Source organism: Mycolicibacterium aromaticivorans JS19b1 = JCM 16368 (genome assembly GCF_000559085.1).
Lineage (GTDB): Bacteria > Actinomycetota > Actinomycetes > Mycobacteriales > Mycobacteriaceae > Mycobacterium > Mycobacterium aromaticivorans.
The window spans coordinates 2,312,964-2,339,617 of sequence record NZ_JALN02000001.1 but is presented as its reverse complement, the minus strand read 5'-3'; the positions used below and the strand labels follow the sequence as shown (position 1 = coordinate 2,339,617).

At 65.9% G+C, this 26,654-nt stretch carries 25 protein-coding genes, 1 tRNA gene, 1 other RNA gene and 1 pseudogene; 16 read left to right on the top strand and 12 right to left on the bottom strand.

The features are described from left to right. Positions 1–10 precede the first annotated feature (10 nt). Together Y900_RS11390 and Y900_RS11385 are read right to left on the bottom strand one after the other, a co-directional pair. Complete coding sequence (locus Y900_RS11390; protein ID WP_036341928.1) at positions 11–1,771, bottom strand: ABC transporter ATP-binding protein; 1,761 nt, start codon at positions 1,769–1,771, stop codon at positions 11–13. After that, a complete protein-coding gene (locus Y900_RS11385; protein ID WP_036341927.1) occupies positions 1,768–4,311 on the bottom strand; it encodes an ABC transporter ATP-binding protein/permease in 2,544 nt (847 codons plus the stop codon). Before Y900_RS11385 ends, Y900_RS11390 begins: the two co-directional genes overlap by 4 nt. A 409-nt stretch (positions 4,312–4,720) precedes the next feature. Between Y900_RS11385 and bfr the strand changes: the two genes are divergently transcribed. Beyond that, on the top strand, positions 4,721–5,209 hold the full coding sequence (gene bfr / locus Y900_RS11380) for a bacterioferritin (protein ID WP_036341926.1): 489 nt from the start codon (positions 4,721–4,723) through the stop codon (positions 5,207–5,209). 172 nt (positions 5,210–5,381) lie between these two features. Here bfr and Y900_RS31685 read toward each other — a convergent pair. Next, positions 5,382–5,510, bottom strand: a pseudogene (locus Y900_RS31685) (rhodanese-like domain-containing protein); the annotation flags it as partial. 196 nt (positions 5,511–5,706) lie between these two features. Between Y900_RS31685 and Y900_RS11375 the strand changes: the two are divergent. Beyond that, positions 5,707–5,976, top strand: coding sequence for a metal-sensitive transcriptional regulator (locus tag Y900_RS11375; protein ID WP_036341925.1), 270 nt, complete (start codon positions 5,707–5,709; stop codon positions 5,974–5,976). Positions 5,977–6,004: 28 nt separating this feature from the next. Then, a complete protein-coding gene (locus Y900_RS11370) occupies positions 6,005–6,403 on the top strand; it encodes a DUF302 domain-containing protein (RefSeq protein WP_036341924.1) in 399 nt (132 codons plus the stop codon). Here the strand turns inward: Y900_RS11370 and Y900_RS11365 are convergent. Then, entirely contained in the window at positions 6,400–7,464 is a 1,065-nt protein-coding gene (locus tag Y900_RS11365; RefSeq protein ID WP_036341923.1) for an ATP-dependent DNA ligase, read from the bottom strand. The genes Y900_RS11370 and Y900_RS11365 overlap by 4 nt on opposite strands. Before the next feature lie 86 nt (positions 7,465–7,550). Here Y900_RS11365 and ligD point away from each other — a divergent pair, with 86 nt between their 5' ends. Next, the gene (gene ligD, locus Y900_RS11360) at positions 7,551–8,603 is read left to right on the top strand and encodes a non-homologous end-joining DNA ligase (protein WP_036341922.1); all 1,053 of its coding nucleotides are present in this window, start codon (positions 7,551–7,553) and stop codon (positions 8,601–8,603) included. Between the two features lie 158 nt (positions 8,604–8,761). Continuing rightward, entirely contained in the window at positions 8,762–8,956 is a 195-nt protein-coding gene (locus tag Y900_RS32130; RefSeq protein ID WP_109751207.1) for a PASTA domain-containing protein, read from the top strand. A gap of 303 nt (positions 8,957–9,259) precedes the next feature. On the opposite strand, the gene Y900_RS32370 is transcribed toward Y900_RS32130, so the two are convergent. Beyond that, positions 9,260–9,526 carry a hypothetical protein gene (locus Y900_RS32370; RefSeq protein ID WP_036341920.1) on the bottom strand — a complete coding sequence of 89 codons (267 nt, stop codon included), beginning with the start codon at positions 9,524–9,526 and terminating at the stop codon, positions 9,260–9,262. A 40-nt stretch (positions 9,527–9,566) separates the two neighbouring features. Here Y900_RS32370 and Y900_RS30230 point away from each other — a divergent pair, with 40 nt between their 5' ends. Both Y900_RS30230 and Y900_RS11340 read left to right on the top strand, forming a co-directional pair. After that, positions 9,567–10,877 (top strand): PecA family PE domain-processing aspartic protease, encoded by a 1,311-nt coding sequence (locus tag Y900_RS30230; protein ID WP_131536149.1) that lies wholly within the window; start codon positions 9,567–9,569, stop codon positions 10,875–10,877. Between the two features lie 148 nt (positions 10,878–11,025). Then, a complete protein-coding gene (locus Y900_RS11340; RefSeq protein WP_036341919.1) occupies positions 11,026–13,557 on the top strand; it encodes a CocE/NonD family hydrolase in 2,532 nt (843 codons plus the stop codon). 8 nt (positions 13,558–13,565) lie between these two features. On the opposite strand, the gene Y900_RS11335 is transcribed toward Y900_RS11340, so the two are convergent. Beyond that, positions 13,566–14,234, bottom strand: a complete 669-nt coding sequence (locus tag Y900_RS11335) for a cutinase family protein (RefSeq protein WP_237752541.1) — start codon at positions 14,232–14,234, stop codon at positions 13,566–13,568. Positions 14,235–14,434: 200 nt separating this feature from the next. Between Y900_RS11335 and Y900_RS11330 the strand changes: the two genes are divergently transcribed. Continuing rightward, the gene (locus tag Y900_RS11330) at positions 14,435–14,692 is read left to right on the top strand and encodes a hypothetical protein (RefSeq protein ID WP_036341918.1); all 258 of its coding nucleotides are present in this window, start codon (positions 14,435–14,437) and stop codon (positions 14,690–14,692) included. 6 nt (positions 14,693–14,698) lie between these two features. Here Y900_RS11330 and Y900_RS11325 read toward each other — a convergent pair whose 3' ends face one another. From Y900_RS11325 to Y900_RS11315, 3 genes are all read right to left on the bottom strand, one after another. Then, positions 14,699–15,769, bottom strand: a complete 1,071-nt coding sequence (locus Y900_RS11325; RefSeq protein ID WP_036341917.1) for an NAD(P)H-dependent amine dehydrogenase family protein — start codon at positions 15,767–15,769, stop codon at positions 14,699–14,701. A 61-nt stretch (positions 15,770–15,830) separates the two neighbouring features. Beyond that, positions 15,831–16,652, bottom strand: coding sequence for a lipid uptake coordinator LucA (lucA, locus tag Y900_RS11320; protein WP_036341916.1), 822 nt, complete (start codon positions 16,650–16,652; stop codon positions 15,831–15,833). Between the two features lie 71 nt (positions 16,653–16,723). Further along, positions 16,724–16,809: transfer RNA gene (locus Y900_RS11315), tRNA-Ser, on the bottom strand. Positions 16,810–16,914: 105 nt separating this feature from the next. On the opposite strand from Y900_RS11315, the gene ffs reads away from it, so the two are divergent. From ffs to Y900_RS11300, 4 genes are all read left to right on the top strand, one after another. Beyond that, positions 16,915–17,009, top strand: an RNA gene (ffs, locus tag Y900_RS30880) — signal recognition particle sRNA small type. Between the two features lie 13 nt (positions 17,010–17,022). Then, the gene (locus Y900_RS11310) at positions 17,023–18,318 is read left to right on the top strand and encodes an aspartate aminotransferase type Ic (RefSeq protein WP_109751206.1); all 1,296 of its coding nucleotides are present in this window, start codon (positions 17,023–17,025) and stop codon (positions 18,316–18,318) included. A gap of 9 nt (positions 18,319–18,327) precedes the next feature. After that, positions 18,328–20,268, top strand: a complete 1,941-nt coding sequence (locus Y900_RS11305; RefSeq protein ID WP_036341914.1) for a DNA polymerase III subunits gamma/tau — start codon at positions 18,328–18,330, stop codon at positions 20,266–20,268. An 83-nt stretch (positions 20,269–20,351) separates the two neighbouring features. Beyond that, positions 20,352–20,723 carry a heme-binding protein gene (locus Y900_RS11300; protein ID WP_036341913.1) on the top strand — a complete coding sequence of 124 codons (372 nt, stop codon included), beginning with the start codon at positions 20,352–20,354 and terminating at the stop codon, positions 20,721–20,723. A gap of 2 nt (positions 20,724–20,725) precedes the next feature. On the opposite strand, the gene Y900_RS11295 is transcribed toward Y900_RS11300, so the two are convergent. Next, entirely contained in the window at positions 20,726–22,036 is a 1,311-nt protein-coding gene (locus Y900_RS11295) for a class I SAM-dependent methyltransferase (RefSeq protein ID WP_036341912.1), read from the bottom strand. Beyond that, a complete protein-coding gene (locus tag Y900_RS11290; protein WP_036341911.1) occupies positions 22,033–23,415 on the bottom strand; it encodes an FAD-binding oxidoreductase in 1,383 nt (460 codons plus the stop codon). Before Y900_RS11290 ends, Y900_RS11295 begins: the two co-directional genes overlap by 4 nt. A gap of 90 nt (positions 23,416–23,505) precedes the next feature. Between Y900_RS11290 and Y900_RS11285 the strand changes: the two genes are divergently transcribed. Beyond that, complete coding sequence (locus Y900_RS11285; protein WP_036341910.1) at positions 23,506–23,952, top strand: SRPBCC family protein; 447 nt, start codon at positions 23,506–23,508, stop codon at positions 23,950–23,952. On the opposite strand, the gene Y900_RS11280 is transcribed toward Y900_RS11285, so the two are convergent. Beyond that, the gene (locus Y900_RS11280) at positions 23,949–24,662 is read right to left on the bottom strand and encodes an Rv3717 family N-acetylmuramoyl-L-alanine amidase (RefSeq protein ID WP_109751205.1); all 714 of its coding nucleotides are present in this window, start codon (positions 24,660–24,662) and stop codon (positions 23,949–23,951) included. The genes Y900_RS11285 and Y900_RS11280 overlap by 4 nt on opposite strands. Positions 24,663–24,865: 203 nt before the next feature. Here Y900_RS11280 and Y900_RS11275 point away from each other — a divergent pair, with 203 nt between their 5' ends. From Y900_RS11275 to Y900_RS11265, 3 genes are read left to right on the top strand one after another with little or no spacing between them, the layout of a single operon-like run. Further along, positions 24,866–25,192 (top strand): YbaB/EbfC family nucleoid-associated protein, encoded by a 327-nt coding sequence (locus Y900_RS11275; RefSeq protein WP_036346464.1) that lies wholly within the window; start codon positions 24,866–24,868, stop codon positions 25,190–25,192. Positions 25,193–25,196: 4 nt separating this feature from the next. Then, positions 25,197–25,808, top strand: coding sequence for a recombination mediator RecR (gene recR, locus Y900_RS11270; RefSeq protein ID WP_036341909.1), 612 nt, complete (start codon positions 25,197–25,199; stop codon positions 25,806–25,808). A gap of 19 nt (positions 25,809–25,827) precedes the next feature. Further along, a complete protein-coding gene (locus Y900_RS11265; RefSeq protein WP_036341908.1) occupies positions 25,828–26,601 on the top strand; it encodes an EAL domain-containing protein in 774 nt (257 codons plus the stop codon). Positions 26,602–26,654 lie beyond the last annotated feature (53 nt).

The following is a 26,654-nucleotide window of genomic DNA, read 5'->3' as shown; positions in this document are numbered from 1 at the left end:
CGCCGGGCGCTCATCCGACGTGCTGGCCGGCCCTGTCCGCGGCGATCCGCCATCCGGCGCTGGATTCCTGTTGACGCCAGAACTCGGCGAAACGCCCACCGAGCGCGGTGAGTTCGTCGATGCTGCCCTGCTCGACGACCGTGCCTGCGTCGACGAACAACACCTGGTCGGCGTGCCGGATGGCGTCGAGGCGGTGCGCGATGATCACCCGGGTCCGCGGCTGCGGATCATCGTTGATCGCCTGGGTGATCGCCGCTTCGTTCTCGGTGTCCAGCGCACTGGTCGCCTCGTCGATCAGCAGAACGCCAGCCGGCTTGACCAATGCCCTTGCGATGCTGACCCGTTGGCGTTCGCCGCCGGACAGGGCGGTCCCCGCCTCGCCAACTGCGGACTGCGCGCCGTCGGGAAGGCGCTCCACGATATCGTTGACGCGCGCCAGGCTCATCGCCCGGTGCAGAGCGTCATCGCCGGCCTCGGGATGCCCGACACGGATGTTGTCCGCGATAGTTCCGTCGAACAGGTACGGATGCTGGAACACCACACTGACCAAGGCGCGCAGTGCGTCGGGATCGATGTCGGCGGTCTTGGTGCCGTCGACGACGATCTCGCCGCGCTCGGGGGTGTGCAGCCCGGCGATCAGCGACAGGATCGTGCTCTTGCCGGAACCCGACGGGCCGACGATCGCGGTGGTGGTTCCGGGTTCGAGGGTGAAAGACAGGTCCTTGAGCACCTCGGTTCCCTGGTAGCCGAAGCTCACCGAGCGAAATTCGATTCTGGGCGCTGATGGTTCGCCCGACGGCAATGCATTTCGTGCTGGCTGTGCGGTCAACGGTGCGGTGGTGACGGTGTTGAGCCGGTCCAGCAGGCCGCGTGCGGATTCCATCGCTCCCGACAAGTCGGCCAGGACAGTGAACGGTTCCAGGAAGCGCACCATGACGATCGCCAGCGCCACCGCCTCGGGTGCACCGAGTTGGCCGCGGAGTGCCAGCGTCGTGATGGTGGCCGCCAGCAGGATGAGCGCGACCTGGCTGGCCACGCTGAACAACAGCTGACCGGGGATCTGGAACAGCAACAGGCGCGCGGTTGTGCCGCGCACCGCGGTGAGGGCTTCTCCGGTCTGGCTTCGGGCCGCCGTGACGCGGCGACTGGCTCGCAACGCCTCCTGGGTGCGGGCGAATTCCACGAGGCGTTCGGTGAGAGCACTGTGGGCGCTGGCGTCGGCGGCGTCGGCGGCGCGAACCAGTCGCTGACTGGCGACCAGCGCCCCGAGGAGGAACGGCAACGCGATCGCCGCCGCCACCCCGACCTGCCAGGAGACGAAAAACAGCCCGGCAGTGATAGCAGCGGGCAGCAGCAGTGCACCGACGAAGGGACTCAGCAGGTTCGCGACGAAGCCGACCAATTCCGGCGCGCTGGCTGCGATGACCTGGCGGGCCATCGCGGTGTTGTCGGCGCTGAACCAGCGCAGTGGAACATCGGTGAGCCGGTTGGCCATCGAGTGCTGCGTGGTGTCGGCCAGGGTGAAACCGAGGCTGAAACCGATGCGGGCCACGACCATGTCGACAACCCACCCGCCGGCGGTGACCGCGGTGAGCGCACCGACCCACGGCCACGCCTCCGAGGCGCGTGGACCGAAGAGCGCGGCGAGCAGCGGTACCAGCAGTATTGCGCAGGCTGCCCGCAGGATCACCGAAATCAGTGTCAATGCAACGTAGCTGGCGAGCTGGCCGCGATTCTCGGCAGGAATCAGCCGGATCAGGGTGCGGATCATCGGGCGGCACCGGCCAGTCGTCCGTCCCACAGGCGTCGGTAGCGCCCGTCGGTGGCGAGCAGCTGCGGATGGGTGCCGACCTCGGCGATACGGCCACCGTCGAGCACGACGATCTGGTCGGCACCGGTGATGGTGTGCAGTCGGTGGGCGATCACCAACACCGTGCGGTTGTCGATCAACGAGCTCAATGCCTGCTGCACCAGATATTCGGATTCGGGGTCGGCGAATGACGTGGCCTCGTCGAGGATCAGGATCGGGGTGTCGGCCAGTAGTGCGCGAGCGATGGTGAGGCGTTGTTTCTCACCGCCCGACAGTGGGGCGTTCGCCCCGATGACGGTGTCGTACCCGTCGGGCAACTGCAGGATCCGGTCGTGGATCTGCGCGTTGCGTGCGGCGCGTTCGATGTCGACGGCCGCAGCCTCCGGCCGGGCGAGCGCAATGTTGTCGCGTACGGTTCCGGCGACCAGCTGAATATCCTGGAACACGAACCCGACTCGGCTGTACAGCTCGTCGGGGGACATGGTGCGGATGTCGCGGCCGTCGATCCGGATCGCGCCGGTGTCGACGTCCTGAAAGCGCGCCAACAGCGCCGCCAGGGTGGACTTGCCCGAGCCCGACGGCCCGACCAGAGCGGTGACGGTTCCGGCCTTCAGAGTCAGCGTCACGTCGTGGATCACAGGCATACCCGGGCGATAGCCGAAGCTGACGGCGTCGAAGGTCACGCCCGCCGGCGCGGCAGATGCCGGCGCCTCCTCGGATCGGGTGCTCAATTCTGTTTCGTCAAGCGTGACCGCGATGCGCCGGGCTGCCTGCGCCCCTTCCCGGATGCCGCCAAGACCGTAGCCGACGCCCAGCAGGCGACTGCCGAAGGTGGTGCCCAGCAACAGGAATGGAAGCAGTGCGGTGGGCGCTGTCCAGCCGGCGGCCACGAACGCGGTGCCCGCGGTGACGATGAGCCACAAGAAAGTGCTCGGCCGGGTGACCAGGTCCATGAAGGTCTTCTTGCCGATGAACGGGCGCTGCCATTCGTTAAGGAACGCGATGTAACCGTTCAGTCGGCGGCGGAACGACGAGGCCGCTGCGCCGCCGAAAACCCGAATCACCGGCTGGCCCTCCAGGAATACCGCCGACTCGCCGTTCATCTGCTCGGCCCAGCGAGATGCCTCGGCGATCTTCGGGCCGCTCTGATAGACCATGGTCCAGGTGGTGACGATGTAGACGAGAATCGGCACGAACAGGATCAGGGCCATGCCCCAGTCGACGGCGAACAGGTAGATCAGCACCGCGATCGGCGCGACCACCGCCGCGACCGCGTCGCACACCGCGTGCGTCACCAGGTAGTGCAGCGACAGGGTGTCGTCTTGGATGAGTTTCTTCACCGAGCCCGATCCGCGATCGGTGAACCAGCCCAACGGCATTTGGGCCAGTTTGTCGAGCAGCCGGCGCCGCACCTCGGCGCTGAACCGCATGTCGACCACATGCAGCCACAGCACCAGAACCGCACCCAGTGTGGTGCCGGTGGTCAGCAGCACGACGAACACGGTCACCGTGTTCCACACCCGGGTTTGGTCGGGGCCGCCGAGCAACTGCTGCGCCAGCTCGACCAGGACCACGAACGGAGCGAGCTGGAGCAGGGTGAGCAGTGCCTGCAGCACACCGGCGACGATCAGCTGTGACTTCACCGGTGCGAGAAGCTCTTTGCCGGCCTGAGAGCGCCATGTGCCCCTGGCGACGGTCGAGGGTGCCAGTGCCGTTGTCGGCGAGGGGGTTTCAGCGAGAGGCATGGGGGCATCGTCGTCGCGGGTGCTGCCCATCTCGCGCCCCTGCGTCCAGTACGCCTGGGCCTTCACTTCTGCCTTCGGGAATCCGAAGGTGTCTTTCAGCCTTTTTCGCAGATGTTTGAGCGCACCGGCCTCTGGTCCGGCCCATGCCGACCAGTTGGACCAGTCCCGGTCCTCGATGGCTGCGGCCAGGGACCTGTCGTCGATTCGCGTCACCCAGTGCAGGTGCCGACGCGGGTGTTCGGCGAGCGGGATGAGTTCATCGTGGTCGCAATGGCGTTCGAGGTATACCTCGACGTCAACCTCGGGGGGCAGCGCGGCAACGATCGAGTTGATCGCCGGGATGGACGCCGAGTCCCCGACGAGCAGAAAACCCGCCGGGAGTTCCTCGGGCACGACGAACGGCGAGGATCCCAGCGACACCACCGGAATGGTGATGCCCGGCGCGGCGGTCGAGGCCCACGTGCATGCTGGGCCGGCAGGCTCGTGGAGCACGACGTCGATGGCGAAGTGGCCGACGTCGGCGTCGGCCCAGACGAGCGTGTAGGCGCGTTGGAACTCGGTGCTTCCCCCGGCTGGATCGGGAAACCAGAACCGCAGCCAGGTTGTCGGCCCGGCGTCGACGTCGTCGAACAAGGTCGGCGAGGACATGGTGATCCGGACGCAGTGGGGAGCGATGTACTCGACATATTCGACGGTCGCGAGGTGGTCGCGCCCGCCGAATCCGCGCAGCATGGCGCCTTGGAGACCTCGTCCCATCACGGTGTCCTCTGCTCGCGAGCCATCGGTTAGTTAGCTTAACCTAAGCTAACTAACCCGCCAGGCCTCCCTCTCGCGCCGGTTGGGCTGTACGAGACGGCAAGTGATGGGTGCGCATGCCAAAAATATCGTTGGTGAAAATTACTTAATTGAGATGTCGCTCGGGACGTATTGCGGTCAAAAACTAAGCCCAGACTAACTATATTGTCGTGCGGGCAGTCCAGCCTCATCTAAGTTGCCGACGGCGTCGCGACGTGCCAAAGTGCAAGCGCGACAACACCGATCTGGTGCTGAGAGAAGCGCCGCTCACGCAGTGGTCCTGTACTAGATTCACCCATAGGTGTTGGTTGGATTCAGCCCAATTCGGCAGCCCGCTAATTGTGGCTTCAGCGATGACAGGAGAAAGTTAATGCAAGGCGACAGCGAGGTTCTCACACTCCTGAATCAGCAGCTGACAAGCGAACTGACCGCGATCAATCAATACTTCCTGCACTCCAAGATGCAGGACAACTGGGGCTTCACCGAGCTGGCCAAGCACACCCGCGACGAGTCGTTCGACGAGATGCGCCACGCCGAGCGCGTCACCGACCGGATCCTGATCCTCGATGGGCTGCCCAACTACCAACGCATCGGCACACTGAACATCGGCCAGACGATTCGCGAACAGTTCGAGAGCGACCTGGCGCTGGAGTACGAAGTGGTCAACCGGTTGAAGCCGGCCATCGTGCTGTGCCGTGAGAAGCAGGACTCGACCACGGCCAACCTCTTCGAGGACATCGTTGCCGACGAGGAACACCACATCGACTACCTCGAGACGCAGCTCGAGCTGATGAACAAGCTCGGTGTCGAGCTCTACTCGGCGCAGTGCGTGTCCCGCCCGCCGGGCTCGCTCGACTAGACCGTCAGCGGCGCGGCTCTGTGCGCCCGTTGTTGCACTGGCACCGCCGTTCGGGCAGGATCGCCCGCATCACACCTTCGACGTGTTGGCCGCAGCCATCCCACGTCGTCTTGCCACAGGCCGGGCAGTTGACTGCGTAGCACATGTTCTGATTCCTTTCGTTTATCTACGGTCACTCGGTCGCGTGCGCAGCGACCCATGCGTTGTATCCGCCAAGCAGGTCGGACACCTGCTGAATGCCGTTGGCGTGCAACAGCAAAGCGGCCACACTGCAACGCCAGCCACCCGCGCAGTGCACGACGCGCCACCGCTTGCGGCGGTCCGTCAGTCTGCTGAACATACCCATGGGGGTATGCATTCCCGCCCGTGGGATATACCCAGGTGGGTATACTGGCGGAGCGCTCGCGGGGAATTGACCCGCCGGGTGGATCGTTGTTACCAATGCTCAATACCCCCACGGGTAAGCTGACACTAAGTAGCGAACGAAGGGACTCACCATGGTCGGCGATCAGGACGCGATCGAAGCAGTGCTCAACCGGCTGCGCCGGGCGCAGGGTCAGCTGGGCGGTGTCATCTCGATGATCGAGCAGGGGCGCGACTGCAAAGACGTGGTCACCCAACTGGCGGCCGTCTCACGCGCCCTCGACCGTGCCGGCTTCAAGATCGTCGCCACCGGATTGAGGGACTGTGTCACCGGCGAGGCATCCGGGGCGGACAAGCCCATGACCGAGGCGGAGCTGGAGAAGCTGTTCCTCGCACTCGCATAGCGACGACGACGACGACAAAGGAGTCATCATGAGCATCGCGTTGACCGCCAGCCTCGACACGCCTTTCGGCGACGCCGTCGCGCGAACGCGTAAGGCGCTGGCAGATCAGGGTTTTGGTGTGCTCACCGAAATCGATGTCAAGGCGACGATGAAGAACAAGCTCAACGAAGACATGGAGAACTATCTGATTCTCGGCGCCTGCAACCCACCGCTGGCGCACCGGGCGATCGGGGTCGACCGGCAGATAGGCCTACTGCTGCCGTGCAACGTCGTCGTTCGCAGTGACCCGGATGATCCGGACCGAACCCTTGTCGAGGCGATGAACCCGCAGCTGCTCGTGGACGTGACCGAAGAACCCCAACTTCAGCCCGTCGCTCAGGAGGTGGCCGATAAGCTCGGCGCCGCCATCGCCGCGCTGAATGCCTAGCCCAGACCAGGCACGATCTCGCCGAGGCTGAAGGTCGCGGGCTGCTCCAGCTGCTCGTAGGTGCAGGAGCGTGGATCGCGGTCGGGACGCCAACGATTGAACTGGGCGGTGTGCCGGAATCGCTCACCTTCCATGTGGTCGTAGCGCACTTCCACCACCCGTTCGGGCCGTAGCGGCACGAACGACAAGTCCTTGCCGGCGTTCCATCGAGAGCCGGCATTCTTCTGGGGTGTGCGTTCGCCGGCCTCGAGCGCAGCCCAGTTCCACGGGTGAGAGTCGAATTCGGTTACCAGAGGCTGTAACTCGGTGAACAGCCGCCGCCGCTCGGCCATCGGGAACGCCCCGATCACTCCGACCGACGCCAAGGCCCCGTCGTCCTTGTAGAGCCCGAGGAGCAGCGAACCGATCGCGTCGTCGCTCGACTTGTGCACGCGGTACCCGGCGACAACACAGTCCGCGGTGCGCTCGTGCTTGATCTTGAACATAACCCGCTTGTCGGGCTGGTAGGTGATCGTCAGCGGTTTGGCGATCACCCCGTCGAGGCCGGCTCCTTCGAATTCCGAGAACCATCGCTGCGCGGTGTCCGCATCGGTGGTCGCGGGCGTGACATGGAATGACGCGCCGGCTTCGGCCAGCGCCGCTGTCAGTGCGGCGCGACGCTCGCTGAACGGGCGCCCGGTGAAATCGTCGTCGCCGAGCGCGAGTAGATCGAACGCGATGAACGCGGCCGGAGTCTTCTCGGCGAGCATGCGTACGCGGGAGTCCGCGGGGTGTATCCGCTGTTGCAGCGCCTCGAAGTCCAGCCCGCCGTCGGTGGCGATGACGATCTCGCCGTCGATTACGCACCGCTCAGGCAGCTCGGCGAGGGCGGCGCTGACCAACTCGGGAAAATAGCGCGTCATCGGCTTCTCGTTGCGGCTGCCCAGGACCACGTCATGGCTGTCCCGGAAGCAGATCGAGCGGAACCCATCCCACTTCGGTTCATAGGAGGCGTCGGGCGGGATGGTGCGCACCGGCTTGGCGAGCATCGGTGACACCGGGGGATTGATGGGCAGCTGCATGGTTTCATTCTCGTCGCGTGCGAGGGGGCTTCGCGCGTGAGTAGGTTGAATAGCGTGAGCAGACCCCGATTCAACCGGTCGTTCTGATGGGGACCAAGGCCGAAGAGGTCGACGTCGACGGCGTCGCCGTCAGGCTCACCAACCCGGACAAGGTGTACTTCCCCAAACTCGGGTCGAATGGCACCAAGGGCAAGCTCGTCGAGTACTACCGCACAGTGGCAACGGGCGGACAGTTGCTGACCGCAGTGCGCGACCGCCCGACTCACCTGCAGCGCTTCCCGGACGGGATCGACGGCGAGGAGATCTACCAAAAGCGGGTGCCCGAAAAGCGCCCCACCTATCTGCACACCTGCCGGGTGACCTTTCCGTCCGGGCGCACCGCCGACGCACTGAAGGTGACCCATCCGTCGGCGATCGTGTGGGCCGCTCAGATGGGCACAATCACGTTGCACCCGTGGCAAGTTCGCTGTCCGGACACTGATCACCCCGACGAACTGAGGGTGGACCTCGACCCGCAACCGGGTACCGGCTTCGCGGAGGCGCGCACCATCGCCGTCGACATCCTCAAGCCGGTGCTCGACGAACTGGGCCTGGTGGGGTACCCGAAAACCTCCGGCGGCCGTGGCGTGCACGTGTTCGTCCGCATTCGGCCGGACTGGGACTTCACCGCGGTGCGTCGCGCCGGGATCGCGTTGGCGCGCGAACTCGAACGCCGGGCACCGGATATGGTGACCACGTCGTGGTGGAAAGAAGAACGCGGCCAGCGGGTCTTCATCGACTACAACCAGAACGCCCGCGATCGCACCTTCGCCAGCGCCTACTCGGTGCGTGCGACGCCCATCGCCACCGTCTCGACCCCGCTGACCTGGGACGAACTGGTCGACGCCGATCCTGACGACTTCACGATGGCCACGGTGCCGTCGCTGATCGCCAAACGAGGCGATCCGATGGCCGGCCTGGACGAGGTTGCGCACTCGATCGATGCGCTGCTGGAGATGGCGGCCGCCGATGAGGACCGCGGCCTAGGCGACCTTCCCTACCCGCCCAACTATCCGAAGATGCCGGGCGAACCGCCGCGCGTGCAGCCGAGCAAGAAAGTGGCCGCGCACTGGGATGAACACGGTAACCGCAAGAGGTGAAAGTGCCACGCGGACTGATCATTACAGCGTCGACTGTGTTCTTCATCGGAGCGTGCTCGTCGGCCGGCCAACCCGTCGTCGCGCCTGATTCGGCCGGCCCCACCGCTACTTCGGCGATCACACAGAGCCCGCAGGCGCGTTCAAGCGAAGCGCTGGTCATGCCCGACTTGCGGGGAATGTACTGGGCCTACGCAGATTCGGCTCTCCGGACACTGGGCTGGACCGGGGTGCTGGACAAAGGTCCGAATCTGCCGAACACCCCCTATGCCCGCAATCAGATTGCCATGCAGACGCCGGCACCGGGCCAGGTCATCGCCGGCGACGCCGTCATCACTCTGCAGTTTGCCGCCTGACCAACTTTCTGCCGCGAACGTGACGCCAGGGTTGCGCTCGGCGCGCGCCGACATCCACATGTGATCGCCAGGCGGGTTGCCTATTGCCGCCGCCGCAAGTTGTGATAGACACTCAGCAAACTCGCTTAGGAATTTCTCAGCCAGGCGATGTGGCTGGAGTACAGGGGGAACCATGAGGCACAGCGGCAGCGGACAGGGTGCGCACCGCGCCCGGCGGCCTCGTCGTCAGCCTTATGCGTGGCTGGGTGCCGGCGCCGTGACCCTGGGTCTGGGCGCCGCCCTCGCCGGTGGATCCGCCGTCGCCTATGCCGACACCGGCGCCTCGGGGGCGGGCAAGACCTCGGCCAGCAGCTCCGAAAGTAGCTCGACGACGTCGAGCGCCACCGACTCGACCGCGGTCAAGAAGTCCACTGCGCACTCGGCGCGCCAGAGTGCTGTGACGTCGTCGGGCGCAAACGTCAGCTCGCGCAAGGCGTCGTCCGCCGCAGCGAGTGAGGCGCCGGCCGCGGCGGCCGCCGTGGACACCGGATCGACCGAGACGGCGAGCACGACACCGATCGCCACGCCCACGCCGACGACGTCGACCGCTCATTCGGCTCGCGTGCGCACGGTGGCCGCAGTCACCAACACGACCACGCCTGCCGCCGCCAACGCGACGCCCAGCAGCTACTCCTGGCTGCCGTCGACGCCGCCGGTCGTCGCCAACGTCGCGGTGAGTCTGGCCCTGCAGCAGATCGCACAGGCGCAGTCGGAGCTGCAGCAACAGACGTGGGGGAGCGGCAACATCCCGGCGGGGCTGGTGTCGATCGTCCCGCAGGTACTGCTGACGCAGGCCGCACTGGCATTGAACACCTGGGGCACGTCGATCACTCCGGCCCAGTCGCTGTACGCCAGGACCTCGGGCGTCCCGATCGTGCACGAGCTGGCCGGGGTGGGACTGATAGGGGCCTTGTTGCTCCCGACGCTGGCCACCACCGCACTCAACAGCGCGGGACTGTTCCTGCCGCTGGTCGGCGCCTTCGAGGGAACCGGCGGCATCACACCGGTGCAGAACGCGGTCAGCACGGCCGCGCTCAACAGCCGCGTCTATGCGCTGGTTCCGGTGACCATGCGGTCCACCACCGAGCCGATCGTCTACGTCACCATCAACGGCGGACCCAGCACACCTGTGCTCGTCGACACCGGTTCGTCGGGGTTGGTCGTGACCATGGCATCGGTCGGCGACGCGGCACCGCTGGGCGCACCGACCGGCACGGTCACGAGCGGCTACAGCGGCGGCCTCACCTACACGGCCACCACCTACACGACGACGGTGAACTTCGGAAACGGCATCGTCTCCGGGCCGACGAACGTCAACATCGTCGACTCTCAGGACGCCGCAGCCGCTTTGGCTTTCTTCCACCAGCTGGGTGGCGCGTCCGGCGTACTGGGAATCGGCGCCAACGCGGCGGGTCCCGGGCCCCAGGGCCTGCCCACCACCGCGCTGCCGGGTGACCTCAGCCAAGGCGTGTTCCTCTACCAGAGCCTGTTCCTCGGCATCGCCGGCGTGATGGTGTTCGGACCCAACCCACTCCCGAGTAGGACCTCGGTATCCGGTGCACCCGATGCCTACCTGAACGTAAAGATCAACAACAATTCGCCGACGAACGTCGGGGCGATCATCGACTCCGGCGGCGTGTACGGGACGATCCTGTCCTCGATGATCGGCGGCGCCGGCAGCGTTCCGGTGGGGACACGGATCTCCGTCTACACCCCCGATGGAGTGTTGCTGTACTCGTACACCGTCACGTCGCAGAATCGGCCGACGGTGATTACGAGCGGGCTCGTCAACACCGGCTACGCCCCGTACCAGCATGGCCCGGTCTACCTCGACTACACGACGCCTGGCGGCCAGGGTACGACGTATTTCGACTACGCCTGATTCTTTGGCGCGCAACGCGACTCGCTCAGTATTGTCGCGGTAGCAAATTAGTTGCTGACAGTTTGGTCGTTTCGTGAACCCGCGTCCGTTTGCAGGCATACCCTCCGCTGAGGCGCTGTCGCCGTCGTCGGTCGGGAGGTAGTGAGTCATGGGTGCTTCGAGGTTTGTCGGTCGGGTTGGCGGATTGGCGGTGGCCCTCGGAGTGGGTGCCGCGGTCTTCTCCACGGGTTACGGCGTCGCATGGGCGGACGGGTCGACGGGATCGTCGGGGGCAGGCTCGAATTCGAGCTCTGCGAGCGGCGCCGCGGACACGTCCGGAACCGGGTCGAAGGGGGCGTCGGCATCCACCGGGGCATCCAAGCGGACGACCACTGTCGGGTCAGGTCAAGTGGTCAGTACCGGCGGGGCCAAGACCAGCTCCAAGCATTCCAAGGCCGGCCCCGCTCCTGTGCGCGCCGACTCCGCGGTATCCGCGCAGACAACGAGTTCCACAGCGGGAGAGGCAAACAACTCGGGATCGCAGTCCGGGTCCGGCGGTAGCGCCGATGTCGTCGCACCGTCGGCGAACTCGACTGCCGCAGCAGTCACGCCGACGGCCTCGCTGGCTCCCAAGCTGCCTGTGCTGCCGTCCCCAAGTGCGATCTCCGGAGTGGTGACCACAGCTCTGCACGACGTTCTCGACCCGTTCTCCGGTGGCCTGCCCACGCCTGCCGTCGACTCGCCACTGGCGCTGACCTTCGCGGCACTGCAGCGCCGCACCACCGCCTCTGCGCTGGCGAGCAATCCGATCGCGATCAATCCGGTACTGGTCATCAATAACGGCATCATCGACGGCACCACCAACGCCACTGGGGCGTCCGGACTCACCTACACGCTGATCAGTGGCCCCAACAAGGGCGGGAAGATCACATTCTCCGCGACCGGTGACACCAACTACACGCTCGGCAACTTCAGCTATCTGCCCGACCAATCGGTGCTCGGCGGAACGGTCAACGAGCAGTTCAAGATTCTGGTGGCACAGAAGACCCAGTTCGACCAGATCCTGGAGGGCATCCCGCTTCTCGGCGGCTTAGCCGGTCAGGTCATCGTGGTCCTGCATCAGACCCCGGTCCTCGGTGACCTGCTGGCACCGATCATCGGGTACTCGCAGGTCGCCACGTTCAACTCGACGGCCGTGCTGCCCGCCACCGACCCGGTTGCCTACACCTACAAGATGCCGTCCTTTGACGGCACCCTGATCAGTGTCAACTGGTTCCCGAAGCTCGGCCTCACCGGATCCGACACGGCGCCAACGATTCTCGACGGCCCCGGTCTGGCCACCGCCGGCCAGACCGACCCGTACACGCAGTACGGCATCGGCGGACTGACACCCGGTGTCTCGCTACTGCGCGACAACTACAACGTGGTGACCTGGGATCCTCGCGGCGAGTTCGCCTCCGGCGGCATCCTGCAGCTCGACAGTCCCTTCTTCGAGGCGCGCGACGTATCGTCGATCCTCAATTATGTTGCCGGATTGAATAACTCGCTTCTCGACGGTCCGAATGATCCTCGCGTCGGGATGGTCGGCGGCTCCTACGGCGGCGGTATCCAGCTCACCAGCGCAGCCACCGACCCACGGATCGACGCGATCGTCCCGGGTATCTCGTGGAACTCACTGAACAACTCGCTGTACCCCGGCGGCTCGTTCAAGACGGCGTACGCGTCGCTGCTGCTGCTCTCGCTGGTCCTGTCGAAGGCCCGGATCAACAACCTGATCTATCAGGGCATCATCACCGGCGACTTGTTCGGAGTCCTGACCAACACCGCACAGTCTTTGTTGGCCAGCAGTGGCCCCACCTCTCTGCTCAACCAGCTGAAGGCTCCGACGCTGCTGATCCAGGGCACAGTCGACGTCTTGTTCACCCTGCAGCAGGCGATCGACAACGCGCAGACCATCATCGCCAACCCCTATGGCACGCCGGTGAAGATGATCTGGTTCTGTGGCGGCCACGGTGTGTGCCTGACCAACAACGGCGACGTCAACCCCAACTTGGCCTCGACGTTCGCCTGGCTGGACTACTACGTGAAGGACGGCAACACCAGCGGGACACCGAACATCCCCAATTTCCAGTTCACCGACCAGAACGGGAATTGGTACAAGTCCGACCTTCTTCCCACGTCGGGCAGCGGCTTGTTCGGCACACCGGACCAAGCGGTGACCGGAGCGTCCGGCGGCACGCTGGGCATCGTGCCGATCATCGGTGGCTCCGGGCCCGCGCCGCAGGCGGCGATCCCCTACTCGCTGGGCTTGGCGTCCAAAGCGCGCAACGCGATCAACGTGGCCGTGCCGACCCAGGTCGGTACGACATACCTGGGCGCGCCCACAGTGAGCTTCGACTATCAGGGTCTGGGTAACAGCCGGTTCGTCTACGCACAGCTGGTCGACAACAAGACGGGTCTGGTCGTTGGGAACTTGGTGACGCCGGTGGCGGTGACGTTGGATGGGCGCACCCACACCGCGAGCATCAACATGGAGAACATGGTCTACACCGCTGCGGACGCGAGCGACAATCTGACTCTGCAGATCACCAGCTCGGCGACCGCGTACGAGAGGTTCACCTCGTTCGGCGTCGTCAACATCTCCAATATCAACCTGACGCTGCCGACCGCCGACCCGACCAAGTTCAGCCCGGAACCTTAAGGACCCGGTCAGCCGGCGGCTGACGTCAGCCGGCTGACCGCGAACTGCGCGGCTTGTTTGACCACCCCGGAACTGACGTATCTGCTGTGCGCGAGCAGGTCCGCGCCGTTCGAGCAGATGGGGTCACCGGTGAGGCACACGTCGAGGGCCTTGCCGCCGTAGAGGGGGCTCCTGCCGGGGAGCGGTCCGCCACCCATCTTGCGGGAGGGATTGCCGAACACCACGACCGCGGCGACGTGACCGGCGACGGCGTCCGGCATGGGGGTAGGGGTGCCGAAGGCCGCGCCCGAAGTGGCGGTGAGCAGGTCGATGACATCGGCCCCCTGCGAGTAACCGCTCAGCACCACGTGGGTTGCCGGGCAGGCCGCGACGAGATTCTCGACGTGAACCCAGCCGTCGGTGGCACCGGTCGTGGTTCCTCCGCTCAGGTCCAGATTCGCCGGGTAGTTGATGCCGTACACCGACAGCGTTTTACCGGGCAGCTGTGCGCTCATCGCGTTGACCAGAGCTTGGCCGACCGTATCGACCGGCGGAATGGTATCGGTTCCGCGGGCGTAGACGACGTGGACGTCGGGGCAGGCGTCGGCCCGCGCGATCGATGTAGTGAGCAGCATCATCTGCGCTGCGAGTGCCATCACACCCGCAGCAAAAAGTGGTGCGCCCCGATGCGTGTGCACGGCCGGATGGTGCCACGGGTTGACCACGCAAGAATCGGACGCGCCGTACCCCACGGGAACTCAAGAGCAAATACACAGGAGCCGACGCTGGTGTGGGTCACCCTAAGTTGTTGGCGGCTAGGGGAATTCGACTAAAATGTGTTCTGTTGCAAAACAAGTGTGACGGGTCGGGGAGCCTGAGGTCGTAAGGGATCAACACGATGACACTGACGAAGATCGCAGCAGCAGCAGCACTTTCCGCGGGGCTCGGCTTGGCCGGCCTCGGCGTGGGCGCCGGTATCGCCTTTGCTGACCCGGGCCATGGCCACGGCCACGATGGCTGGCAGTGGGACGACCATGACCGCGGCCGTGGCGACTGGCGCGGGCCGGACTACGGCCCCGTGTATTACGGCCCGCCCGCAGCCTGTGTCCAGGCCACCGGCCCGTTCGGGCTGGTGAGCGGCGGCGCCTGCCTCTAGCTGCTGCTAGATCGACGGCACAACGCCGCGAGCCTTCGGCAACGGCAGATCGTTGTAGGTCGCAATGCCTGGTGGCGCGGCGACCACGGCAGGGATCGCGTGAATCGGCGGCATCGCCGTCATGATGTGGCCGAGAACGAAAAAGTCTTCGAGTGACGTCGCGTTCTCGATCATGTCCATCGGCGGCAGAAAGCCGACCTGCATGTTCACCGTCGGACGTCCGTCGATGGTGATTTTCCAGCCGTCGGCGTCGAGCTGCCAGGCCGGCTCGAGCGTGTTGCCCTTCTTCCACCGCACGTTGATGTCGATGACGGTCTTGCCATTGACGATGCCTTGCCAGCTGGCGTAGACCCCCGCGACGTGGCCTGCCTTGATGGTCCACGATGCCATCGGCAGGTCCTCAGTGGTCTGGGCGTATTCGGACACGCAGGTGATCTCGTCCAGCTCCAGGCCGAGGGAATCGGCGACCAGCTGCACGGCCTCGGCGAACACCGCGGTGCCTTTGGCGGCCATCGGCTGTAGCTCGGGATCGTCGATGCGCATATCGAATCCGACCGGTCGCTCGGTTTCGGGGGAGTCGTAGAGGGTGGTATCCGCGGACTCGGCGATGGTGATCTTGTCGACTCGATCGCAGGATGTGGCGGCGACGATCGCCAGAAGCTCGGCGAAGCCGGGGCTCACCCCTGAGCCGAACATCGTCGAGCCGCCGCGTTTGCAGGCCTCCTCGATGCGGGCGCGGCCCTCGCCCAGGTTCTGGCCGGTGATGAACGACGCCGACGCGACGACGTTGACGCCTGCCGACAGGATCCGCACCAACTCGTCGACGTCGATCCACATCGGGTTGTAGACCACGCAGTCCGGCTTGAGCGCCAGCAGGGCGTCGACGTCGTTGGTCGCGGCAACTCCGACCGGTTCGATACCGACCAGCTCGCCGACGTCGCGACCGGCCTTGTCCGCAGACCATGCGTAACAGCCGACGAGTTCGAGGGTCGGGTTGGTGGTGATCGCCTGGACGGAGCTCTTTCCTACATTGCCGGTCGTCCACTGGACGACCCGATAGGGGGAGATGTTGGGCACTCGCTCAGCATAGGGTCGGCTGCGCAGTCCAGGCAGTTGTTTAGGTGAACTTGACAGTCGTCTACTCGTCGACCGCGACGTTGCCGCGGTTGCGCCGGCGCAGGCGATGGTTCGTCTTGCCGGTCGGGCGCTTGTTCCGCAGCGCACCAGCAGGTTCGGCGGCGGTGTCGTCGGTGGGTTGTGCCTCAGCCTCGGGTTCGGGTTCAGCCTCGGGTTCGGGTTCAGCCTCGGGTTCGGGTTCAGCCTCGGGTTCGGGTTCAGCCTCGGGTTCGGCCGGCGCCTCGGCCGAGACCTCGGCGGGCTTCTCGTCCGCGACGGCCGGCTCGCCCGTCTCGTCGGCTTCCGCGGAGTCGGCAGGTTCGGTAGCTTCGGCGATCGCGGCGGTCTCTTCGGAGTCGTCGGCCGCCTTGCCGCGCTTCTTCTTGGCCTTCTTCTCTTTCTTCGGCTTCGCCGGCTTGGGCGGCAGCTCGGCGGTATAGGCCAGCTGGAAGGCGAGCAGCGCGAGCACCGCGATCGCGGCCGCCGCGCCGTAGACGCCGAACAGCCACGGGCCGCCCTTGTCGAGGCTGACCCAGATCTCGGCGACCGCGGTCCCGACGATCAGCACCCCCGCCATTACGTGCAGGATCACCGACCACAGACGCAAACGCAGCGGCAACTGGGGAGTGCCGGCCTCGGGCTTGCGGCTGCGCAACAACGTGAGCAACACCGGAAGCGCGGCCAATGCGAACAGGACACCGGCGACGATGCGCACAACAGTGCCCAGCGTGTGGGTGGTGTCGCCCATGAGCTCCCACCACCGGGGCAGCACGAACAAGAAGTACAGAGCTCCGGCCAGCACCCACAGCACCAGCTGAAGTGCAGTTGCAGCCGCGCGCCCCATACCCCTCCTCAAAGTAAAATCCGAGGTGCGACCAGGCGCCGTGACCCCCCAGTCGCACCTCGGATCAGGTGCGGAGGATAGGGGATTTGAACCCCTGAGGGCTGTTAACCCAACCCGCGTTCCAGGCGAGCGCCATAGGCCACTAGGCGAATCCTCCGTCGGCAATGGTAGCGGACTCGGGAAGGGCGTCGCCCCGGCTGCCTGGCTCACCTTGTCTTGCAGCCTCCGCGGCGGGGCACCTCCCCGCGGGTATTACACTCGCAACGGACCCCGCGCGGCGTCTATCCTGTGAACTCCCCCAGGGCCGGAAGGCAGCAAGGGTCAATGGGCTCTGGCGGGTGCGCGGGGTCCCCTTCGTGAAAGGCGCATGGTGTCGTTCCACTCCCTGGGCGCCGATGAGTTGCAAGCCCAGCACAAATTGCAGCGGCAGAACTACGCCGACCTGCAGGCAAAAAAGCTGTCGTTGGACCTCACCCGGGGCAAGCCGTCGGCAGAGCAGCTTGACCTGTCCAACGCGCTGTTGGGCCTGCCCGGTGAGCAGTACCGTGACGAGGACGGCACCGACACCCGCAATTACGGCGGCCTGCATGGGCTGCCCGGTCTGCGCTCGATCTTCAGCGACCTTCTCGGCATCCCGGTGCCGAATCTGATCGCCGGCAACAACGCCAGTCTTGAGCTGATGCACGACATCGTGGTGTTCTCGCTGCTGCACGGCGGCGTCGACTCGCCGCGGCCCTGGAGTCACGAGCCGGTGATCAAATTCCTATGCCCGGCTCCGGGATACGACCGGCACTTCGCGATCACCGAGAGCTTTGGCATCGAGATGATCAGCGTCCCGATGAACGAGGACGGCCCCGACGTCGACCTCATCGAGGAGCTCGTCGCCGCCGACCCGGCCATCAAGGGCATGTGGTGCGTACCGGTGTTCTCCAATCCGACCGGCACCACCTATTCCTGGGAAGCGGTCCGCAGGCTGGTGCAAATGCGCACCGCCGCACCTGATTTCCGATTGTTCTGGGACAACGCCTACGCCGTGCACACGCTGACGCTGGACTTCCCGCGGCAGGTCGACATCCTCGGCCTGGCCGACAAAGCGGGCAACCCGCACCGGCCTTACGTGTTCGCGTCCACCTCGAAGATCACCTTCGCCGGGGCAGGCGTGAGCTTCTTCGGCGGCTCGCTGGGCAACATCGCCTGGTATCTGCAGTACGCCGGCAAAAAGTCGATCGGCCCCGACAAGGTCAACCACCTACGGCACCTGTTGTTCTTCAAAGATGCCGACGGGGTGCGACTGCACATGCAGCGCCACCAGCAGCTGCTGGCGCCGAAGTTCGCGCTCGCTCTGGACATCCTGGACAAGCGACTCACCGACTCGAAGGTCGCGTCCTGGACCGAGCCCAAGGGCGGCTATTTCATCAGCCTCGATGTACTGCCCGGGACGGCCAAGCGGACCGTCGCGCTGGCCAAGGACGCGGGCATTGCGGTCACCGAGGCGGGTGCGTCGTTCCCCTATCGAAAAGATCCGGACGACAAGAACATTCGGATCGCTCCGACGTTCCCACCGGTGTCGGATCTGACCGACGCGATCGATGGCCTGGCTACCTGCGCGTTGCTGGCGGCCACCGAGTCCCTGCTGGGGTCCGCGGCTGTCACCGACGGTCGGTAGCCTTCACCCGTGGCGCTCTACCGCAAGTACCGGCCGGCAACCTTCGCCGAGGTGGTGGGCCAGGAGCACGTCACCGAACCGCTGTCGACCGCGCTGTCGGCGCATCGGATCAACCACGCGTACCTGTTCTCCGGACCGCGCGGGTGCGGTAAGACCTCGTCGGCGCGCATCCTCGCCCGCTCGCTGAACTGTGCCGACGGCCCCACTCCGACCCCCTGCGGGCATTGCGACTCGTGTGTGGCGCTGGCCCCCAACGGCCCGGGGTCGGTCGACGTCGTCGAACTCGACGCCGCCAGCCACGGCGGTGTGGACGACACCCGCGAACTACGTGACCGGGCTTTTTACGCGCCAGCGCAGTCTCGCTACCGCATCTTCATCGTCGACGAAGCGCACATGGTCACCACCGCGGGCTTCAACGCGTTGCTCAAGATCGTCGAGGAGCCGCCCGAGCACCTGATCTTCGTGTTCGCCACCACCGAACCGGAGAAGGTGCTGCCGACGATCCGGTCGCGCACCCATCACTACCCGTTCCGGCTGCTGGCCCCGAAGACCATGCGCGCGTTGATCGAGAAGATCATCGCCTCGGAGAGCGTCACCGTCGACGACGCGGTGTATCCGCTCGTCATCCGGGCCGGCGGCGGCTCGCCCCGCGACACGTTGAGCGTCCTGGACCAGCTGCTGGCCGGTGCCGAAGGCAACCGCGTGCACTATCAGCGCGCGCTCGCGCTGCTGGGCGCCACCGACGTGGCCCTGATCGACGACGCTGTCGACTCGCTGGCCGCAGGCGATGCGGCTGCGCTGTTCGGCGCGGTGGAGTCGGTGATCGACGCCGGACATGATCCGCGCCGCTTCGCTGTTGACCTGCTTGAGCGGTTCCGCGATTTGATTGTGCTGCAAGCAGTTCCGGACGCCGCCTCACGCGGTGTGGTCGACGCTCCGGACGACGTGCTGGAGCGGATGCGCGAGCAGGCAGCGAAGATCGGGCCCGCGACGCTGACCCGCTACGCCGAGGTGGTGCACGCGGGGCTGGGGGAGATGCGCGGCGCGACGGCGCCACGGCTGCTGCTGGAGGTGGTGTGCGCCCGGCTGCTGTTGCCGTCGGCCAGCGACACCGAGTCGGCGCTGCTGCAGCGGATCGAACGCATCGAGACCCGGATGGAGATCACGATCCCGGCGGGCGAGGCCGGGTTGAATTCCGGTGTGCCGGCTGCGGCGCCGGCCAAGCAATATGTGCGCAAGACGCAGCAGGCCCCGGCAGCTCCCGAGCCGGCACCGGCAGCGGCCGTACCGCCCGCACCCGCAGTGCCCGCGCCGACTCCTGTGGTCGAGCCGCCCGCACCGCAGCCTGTTCCCGAGCCAATCGCCAAGCCGGAGTCGATTGCTCGACCCGAGCCGGTTGCCCGGCCCGAGCCCGTCGCCACGCCGGATCCGGTGCCGGAGGCCAGAACTCGGCCGCCCACCGCCGAACCCGCTGCGGCACCGGCCGCCGCTGCCACGGGTGAACCGGGCGCGGCCGCGGTGCGGACCATGTGGACGACGGTGCGGGAGAAGGTTCGTCAGCGCAGCCGCACGACGGAAGTGATGCTGGCCGGCGCGATCGTGCGGGCGGTCGAGAACAACACGCTGATCCTGGGCCACGAGTCGGCGCCGCTGGCGAAACGGCTGTGCGAGCAGCGCAACGCCGATGTCATCCGTGACGCGCTCAAGGATGCGCTCGGGGTGGACTGGCGGGTGCGGTGTGAGGTCGGCGTGGGCCAGCCCGTGCAGGAGACCGAACAACCGCCGCCGCCGGAACCCGAGCCCGACCCGGTCGACCGCCAGCGGGCCGAAGAGGACAGCATGATCGCCGAGGTCGGCCGCGACGACGACTCGGCGCCGCGGCGTGATCCGGAGGAAGTGGCGCTCGAGCTACTGCAGACCGAGTTGGGCGCCCGCAAGATCGATGGTTAGCAGTTCTGTGTGCGGTCTCGTGGTCCGCTGTGGATCTGCTGTGCTGTGAAGCGCTTGTGTGTCGGCACCTTTACCGTCGGTGCATGATCCTCGACTTTCGTCGAACCGCGGTAACGCTCGCTGCATGCGGCGCGCTGGCAGTGGCTTTGTTCGGCCAAATTCCCTCTGCGGCAGCAGATCCCGATGCGCCGCCGCCACCGCCGAACTGCACCGCGGCCGATTTGGAAGGCGTACGAATGGGCGTCCAGGCAGCGACGTCCGCGTACCTGTTCACCCATCCCGACGTGAACGCGTTCTTCACCAGCCTGGCCGGTGTTCCCCGGGCGCAGGTACTTCAGCGGGTAAAGGCCTACATGGCCGCCAATCCGCAGACGGCCTCTGACATGACCGGAATCCGACAACCGTTGCTGGACATCAAGAACCGCTGCGGTCAGCTACCCGGATCGGCCGTCTAGGTCTACGCCGTCCACCACGGCCGCAGCGGCAGCCCCGCGTCGCCGCCCTTCTCGTCGAGCTTCACAGCCAGAACCTGGTGCAGCTGAACGACATTGGTCTCGAAGCCGAGCCGGGAACCGGCCATGTACAGGCCCCACACTTTGGCGGTGGCCAGCCCGACCTCTTCGACGGCTTCGTCCCAGTGCTCGACGAGATTGCGGCACCAGTCGCGCAATGTCAGCGCGTAGTGGTGGCGAAGGTTCTCCTCGTGCACCACCTCCAGCCCGGCGTCCTGGGCTTCGGTGATGATGCGGCCCGAGCCGGTCAGTTCGCCATCGGGGAACACGTAGCGGTCGATGAATCCCCCGGTGGCAGTGGCCCTGTTGTCGGGGCGGGTGATGCAGTGGTTGAGCAGCAAGCCGCCGACGCGCAGCTTGGTTTTCAGGAAGCCGAAGTACGCTGGGTAGTTGGCCACCCCGATGTGCTCGGTCAGCCCGATCGACGACACCGCGTCGAAGCCACTCTCCAGCACGTCGCGGTAGTCGCTGTGGCGGACCTCAGCCAGGTCGGCCAGGCCCTGCTCGGCGATGGCCTTTTGAGCCCAGGCGGCCTGCTCCCGGGAGAGCGTCACACCGATCGCCTTCACCCCGTGCTTCGCCGCATAGCGCACCATGCCACCCCAGCCGCAGCCGACATCGAGCAGACGGTCGCCGGGCTTCAACCGCAGTTTCTCGAACACCAGCCGGTACTTGTTCTCCTGCGCCTCCTCCAGCGTCGCGTCCGCGTTCGGGTAGCAGGCACACGTGTAGGTCATCGACGGCCCGAGGACCCACTCGTAGAACGTGTTTGACACGTCGTAGTGGTGGTGGATGGCGTCGGCGTCACGCTTCTTGCTGTGCCGCAGGCCTTCTGCGACGCGGCGCCACCGCGGCAGCGCTTCCTGCGGCGGCGGGGCGATCGGCTTGAGGTGCTCGATACCGATCGAGCGCACGATATCGACCAGAACTCGCGCGGGCGGCCGCTTGAAATCCAACTGGTGGGAGAGCGCCCGCAGCAGGTCGTACGGATCCCCGGGATGTACGCCCTGCATTTCGAGGTCACCTGAGACGTAGGCGCGGGCCAGGCCCAGATCGCCGGGGGCGGTCGCCAGATACGTGGTCCCCCGCGGGGTCAGCAGGTCCAGGCCCAGCGAGGCGTCATCGGGCCCCGCGGAACTGCCGTCGTAAGCGGTGAACTTCAGCGGCAGTTCTCCACCGGCAGTGAAGATCTCGAGGATCTCGGCCAGTTTGAACTTTCCGGGCGCATGCGCCTCGTTCTCACGAAAGGTCGTCATTGTCGTTGCACCGCCTTTGCATACAGGTCCAGCAGCCGTGAATCAGGGTCGTATGTCTTTTTTACGGTCTTATAGGTTTCGCCGCCGTAGAGATTGTCAAACTCTTCCCGGCTGTAAAAGGCGTCGGAATACAGCGACTTGTGCCCGTCGAGCTTGCCGATCTGCTCTTCAATCAGGCGGTTCGTGTGGCCGGGAGTGGGCCCCATCGGCACCGAGGACCAGAACCCGATGTTGACGTAGCTGTGACCGGCGCGCAGCGGGTACAGCGGCCAGCCCGCCGGATCGCGTAGCCGAAGCGGGCACAACCACAGCGGCTCGATCGGGATGTTGGTCAGGAACCAGTCCAGGAATTCGACGCAGCGCTCGATCGGCACCTCGACGTCCTGCACTATTCGCTCCAGCGGCGGACGGCCGTGCCGGGCCTCGATCCGGTCGGCGATGTTGAACCGCTGGTCGTAGCCGATCAGCTTCCAGTAAAAGCTGCTCCGCCGGTAGCGCCGCGGCCACCACCGGCGGATCTTCGGGTTCTGCGCGCCGAAGGCCCGCGAGCACCAGAACCAATCGGTGTCCCAGCGCCACAGGTAGTCGTGAATGGTCAGCCGGTCGTCCTTGACCGCCCCGTTCTCCCCGGCATGCTGGATCGAGCGGTAGTAGATGCCCTGGCCGGTGTAATCACTGACCGCTCCGGCGGTGGGAGTCTGCACGCCCAGGCACAGATAGCTCTCGTCGGCGCTGAACACCACGCCGTCGAGGTAGTCGACCCGGGTGCCGTCGTATCCGCCGGTCTCGATGATCCGGTCCATCGCGGCGAGCAGGTCGGCCAGCGAGTGGAACCGCAGGTGCTTGAGCGCGACGAACGGCTTCACCGGCTCGAGCTCGATCTTCAAGCGCACCGAATAGCCAAGTGTGCCATAGGAATTGGGAAAGCTCCGGAACAAGTCCGGATGCTGATCTCGGCTTGCGGTGATCACTTCACCCGAGCCGGTCAAGATGTCCATCTCGATCACGGACTCGTGCGGCAGACCGTTGCGGAACGACGCCGACTCGATCCCCAGCCCGGTCACCGCACCACCGAGGGTGATGGTCTTGAGCTGCGGAACCACCAGCGGGGACAGGCCGTAGGGCAGGGTCGCGTCGACCAGGTCCTCGTAGGTGCACATGCCGGCGACATCGGCTGTCCTGGCGGCCTGGTCGACGGATATCACGTTGGTGAGCCCGGAGATGTCCAACCCGGGCGCGGTGCTCTTGGCGCGTGCGCGGAACAGGTTGGACGTCGGTTTCGCCAGACGTACGGGCGCGTTCGCAGGGATGGCGCGGTAGCTGGCCAGAAGCCGCTCCACGCCCTGGGCATGAGCTGACAGTGCTGCTGAAACAGACACACGACTACGCTAGTCCGCAGCCACAGCCGATGCGACCGCACGGCTGATGGATCACACCGCAACCCGCCGTCACCCGAGGAGTTTCACCTGATGGGACAGGTCAGCGCCGCAAGTTCGATCTTGATCGACGCCGAACCGGCCGCCGTGCTCGACGCGATCGCCGACTACCAGAACGTCCGCCCGAAGATCCTCTCGCCGCAGTACAGCGAATACCAGGTGCTGCAGGGCGGCAGGGGCCAGGGCACGGTCGCCAAGTGGAAGCTGCAGGCCACCAAGTCGCGCGTGCGGGAGGTGCAGGCCGTGGTCGATGTCGCCGGCCACACCGTCATCGAGAAGGACGCGAATTCCTCGATGGTGATCAACTGGACCGTCGCACCCGCTGGCCCGGGCTCCAGCGTCACCCTCAAGACGACGTGGACAGGCGCCGGCGGCATCGGCGGCTTCTTCGAGAAGACGTTCGCGCCGCTGGGCCTGCGCCGTATCCAGGATGAGCTGCTGGGCAACCTCAAGAAGACCGTCGAGGCCGGAACGGCCTAGCTGGCGCGCGCCGGCTGGGTGGCCAGGAACGCCGCGATGCCCGAAACGACGGCGGTAGCGTATTTCTGGCGACCCTCTGGGCTCTCCATCAGTTCCGAGTCGGCCGGATTTTTCATGTTGCCGCACTCGACCAGCACCGACGGGTACTGGGCGAGGTTGAGCCCGGCGAGGTCGGCACGGCCGTAGAGACCGTCGGAGCCGATGTAGTTGGCGGCCGGGATCCCGGCCGCGACCATCTGGTCACGCATCGCGCGGGCGAGCTGCACCGACGGGCCGGCCTGGGCCTCATTCAACGGCGGGCTGGAGTAGTTGACGTGGAAACCGCGCCCGGTGGCCGGGCCCCCGTCGGCGTGAATCGACACGATCGCGTTCGGCTTGAGCGCGTTGGCCATCGCGGCGCGCTCATCGACGCAGGCGGCCACCTGGTTGTCGTTCCCGCGGGACATCGCGGTGCGCACGCCGAGCTGAGTCAGCATTTGGCGGATCAGCAGCACGGTGTCCCAGTTGAAGGTGTGCTCGGGGAAACCGTCGTTGGTGGTGGTGCCCGACGTCTGGCAGTCCTTGGTGCCGCCACGGCCGGTCGGCACCTGCTTGGTCAGGGAAGCGTCGTTGGCGCCGTTGTGGCCGGGATCGAGGAACACGATCATCCCGGCGATGCTGTTCGGCGCGGCATGGGCAAGCGGACTGGTCACCGTCGACACAACCAGCATGACGCTGGTGCATGCTGCGGCCACGACACGAGCTCGGGCGGACATAAGCACGCGCGTCACCGTAACTCTTCGCCGTCTAGTCTTGAAGTCGCTGACTGCCCGAATTCGCAGGCGAAACCAAGTCGAGACCGAGACGCAAGGAGACTGTCATGCAACCCGGTGAGATTCCGAACCTCGAAGGTTTTCGCGAGCAGGCGGAGCAGATGCGCGACCAGGTTATGCCCGGTCTGCAGGCCGCGCTGGCGCAGGCCCAGGAGATGCAGCAGAAACTGATGGAGGCGCAGGCCGCGCTGGCCGCTGCCGAGGTGCACGGTCAGGCCGGCGGCGGTCTGGTGCAGGTGACGATGAAGGGCAGCGGCGAGGTCGTCGGGATCCGCATCGACCCGAAGGTCGTCAACCCCGATGACGTCGAGACGCTGCAGGACCTGATCGTCGGCGCGCTCGCCGACTCGGCTCGCCAATTCACGATCCTGGCCCAGACCCACCTCGGCCCGCTGGCCGGGCAGGCCCCAGGCATTCCGGGGGCCTGACGCGTTGTTCGAAGGACCCGTCCAGGATCTGATCGACGAACTCGGCAAGCTGCCAGGCGTCGGTCCCAAGAGTGCGCAGCGGATCGCGTTCCACCTGTTGTCGGTGGAGCCGCCGGACATCGACCGGCTGACCGCGGCGCTGGGCAGGGTCCGCGACGGGGTGCAGTTCTGCGAGGTGTGCGGCAACGTCTCCGACGCCGAGCGGTGCCGCATCTGCAGTGACGCACGTCGCGACGGGGCGCTGGTCTGTGTGGTCGAGGAACCCAAGGATGTGCAGGCCGTGGAACGAACCCGCGAGTTCCGCGGGCGTTATCACGTGCTTGGCGGAGCGCTCGACCCGCTGTCCGGCATCGGACCCGATCAACTTCGAATTCGCCAGCTGCTCAACAGGATTGGTGAGCGGGTCGACGGGGTGGACATCACCGAGGTGATCATCGCGACCGACCCGAACACCGAAGGCGAGGCGACAGCCACCTATCTGGTGCGGATTCTGCGCGACATTCCCGGGTTGACGGTGTCGCGGATCGCCTCGGGCTTGCCGATGGGTGGCGATCTGGAGTTCGCCGATGAGCTGACGCTGGGCCGCGCTCTGTCCGGCCGCCGCCAGATGGTTTAGCTTCCGTAGGATCGCCTACATGGCCAGACCCGACGACTTTGTCCCACTGAACTGCGGGGCCTGCGTCGACGGTGCCGGTTTGGGTTTCGAGATATCGATGGCATTCCAGCCGATCTTCGACAGCCGCGCCAAACAGGTCCACTCGCAAGAAGCGCTGGTTCGCGGGGTGCGCAACGAGCCTGCGTCGGCGGTGTTCGCTCAAGTCGGTCACCACAACTTGTACCGGTTCGATCAGGTGTGCCGTGTGACGGCGATCAGATTGGCGGCCCAGTTGGGGATTTCGACGTCATTGAACGTCAATTTCATGCCCAACGCCGTCTACCGCCCGGAACTCTGCATCCGGACGACGCTGGAAGCCGCTGAGACGTACGACTTTCCTGCCGACCGCATTGTTTTCGAGTTCACCGAGGCGGAGAAGATCGCGGACTTCGGACACCTGCAGGCGATCGTGGCCGACTACCGGCAGCGCGGATTCACCGTCGCCATGGATGACTTCGGCGCCGGGTATGCCGGACTCAACCTGTTGGCGGATCTCCAGCCGGATCTGGTCAAGATCGATATGGGTCTGGTCCGCGACGTCGATCAGGACAAGGCGCGAAGGGCCATCTGCAAAGGCATCGTCCAAGTGAGCGAGGAGCTGGGGATCGGGCTCATCGCCGAGGGAATCGAACGCCGCGAAGAGATGGAGTGCCTGCAGGACCTGGGTGTGCATCTGTTCCAGGGTTACTACATCGCCAGGCCGACGTTCGAGAGCGTGGCCGACGTCAATCCCGAAGTGCGCGCAGCCGCCTGATCGCCCATACGCGCGCAGCCGGCTGATCGCCCAAACCGACACTTCGCAGAAGA

Bases quoted from the DNA above. Each gene is read 5' to 3' on its own strand.
- Y900_RS11390 (WP_036341928.1), bottom strand. From the start codon at position 1,771: ATGATCCGCACCCTGATCCGGCTGATTCCTGCCGAGAATCGCGGCCAG.
- Y900_RS11385 (WP_036341927.1), bottom strand. From the start codon at position 4,311: ATGGGACGAGGTCTCCAAGGCGCCATGCTGCGCGGATTCGGCGGGCGC.
- bfr (WP_036341926.1), top strand. From the start codon at position 4,721: ATGCAAGGCGACAGCGAGGTTCTCACACTCCTGAATCAGCAGCTGACA.
- Y900_RS11375 (WP_036341925.1), top strand. From the start codon at position 5,707: ATGGTCGGCGATCAGGACGCGATCGAAGCAGTGCTCAACCGGCTGCGC.
- Y900_RS11370 (WP_036341924.1), top strand. From the start codon at position 6,005: ATGAGCATCGCGTTGACCGCCAGCCTCGACACGCCTTTCGGCGACGCC.
- Y900_RS11365 (WP_036341923.1), bottom strand. From the start codon at position 7,464: ATGCAGCTGCCCATCAATCCCCCGGTGTCACCGATGCTCGCCAAGCCG.
- ligD (WP_036341922.1), top strand. From the start codon at position 7,551: ATGGGGACCAAGGCCGAAGAGGTCGACGTCGACGGCGTCGCCGTCAGG.
- Y900_RS32130 (WP_109751207.1), top strand. From the start codon at position 8,762: ATGCCCGACTTGCGGGGAATGTACTGGGCCTACGCAGATTCGGCTCTC.
- Y900_RS11340 (WP_036341919.1), top strand. From the start codon at position 11,026: ATGGGTGCTTCGAGGTTTGTCGGTCGGGTTGGCGGATTGGCGGTGGCC.
- Y900_RS11330 (WP_036341918.1), top strand. From the start codon at position 14,435: ATGACACTGACGAAGATCGCAGCAGCAGCAGCACTTTCCGCGGGGCTC.
- lucA (WP_036341916.1), bottom strand. From the start codon at position 16,652: ATGGGGCGCGCGGCTGCAACTGCACTTCAGCTGGTGCTGTGGGTGCTG.
- Y900_RS11300 (WP_036341913.1), top strand. From the start codon at position 20,352: ATGATCCTCGACTTTCGTCGAACCGCGGTAACGCTCGCTGCATGCGGC.
- Y900_RS11295 (WP_036341912.1), bottom strand. From the start codon at position 22,036: ATGACGACCTTTCGTGAGAACGAGGCGCATGCGCCCGGAAAGTTCAAA.
- Y900_RS11285 (WP_036341910.1), top strand. From the start codon at position 23,506: ATGGGACAGGTCAGCGCCGCAAGTTCGATCTTGATCGACGCCGAACCG.
- Y900_RS11280 (WP_109751205.1), bottom strand. From the start codon at position 24,662: ATGCTGGTTGTGTCGACGGTGACCAGTCCGCTTGCCCATGCCGCGCCG.
- Y900_RS11275 (WP_036346464.1), top strand. From the start codon at position 24,866: ATGCGCGACCAGGTTATGCCCGGTCTGCAGGCCGCGCTGGCGCAGGCC.
- Y900_RS11265 (WP_036341908.1), top strand. From the start codon at position 25,828: ATGGCCAGACCCGACGACTTTGTCCCACTGAACTGCGGGGCCTGCGTC.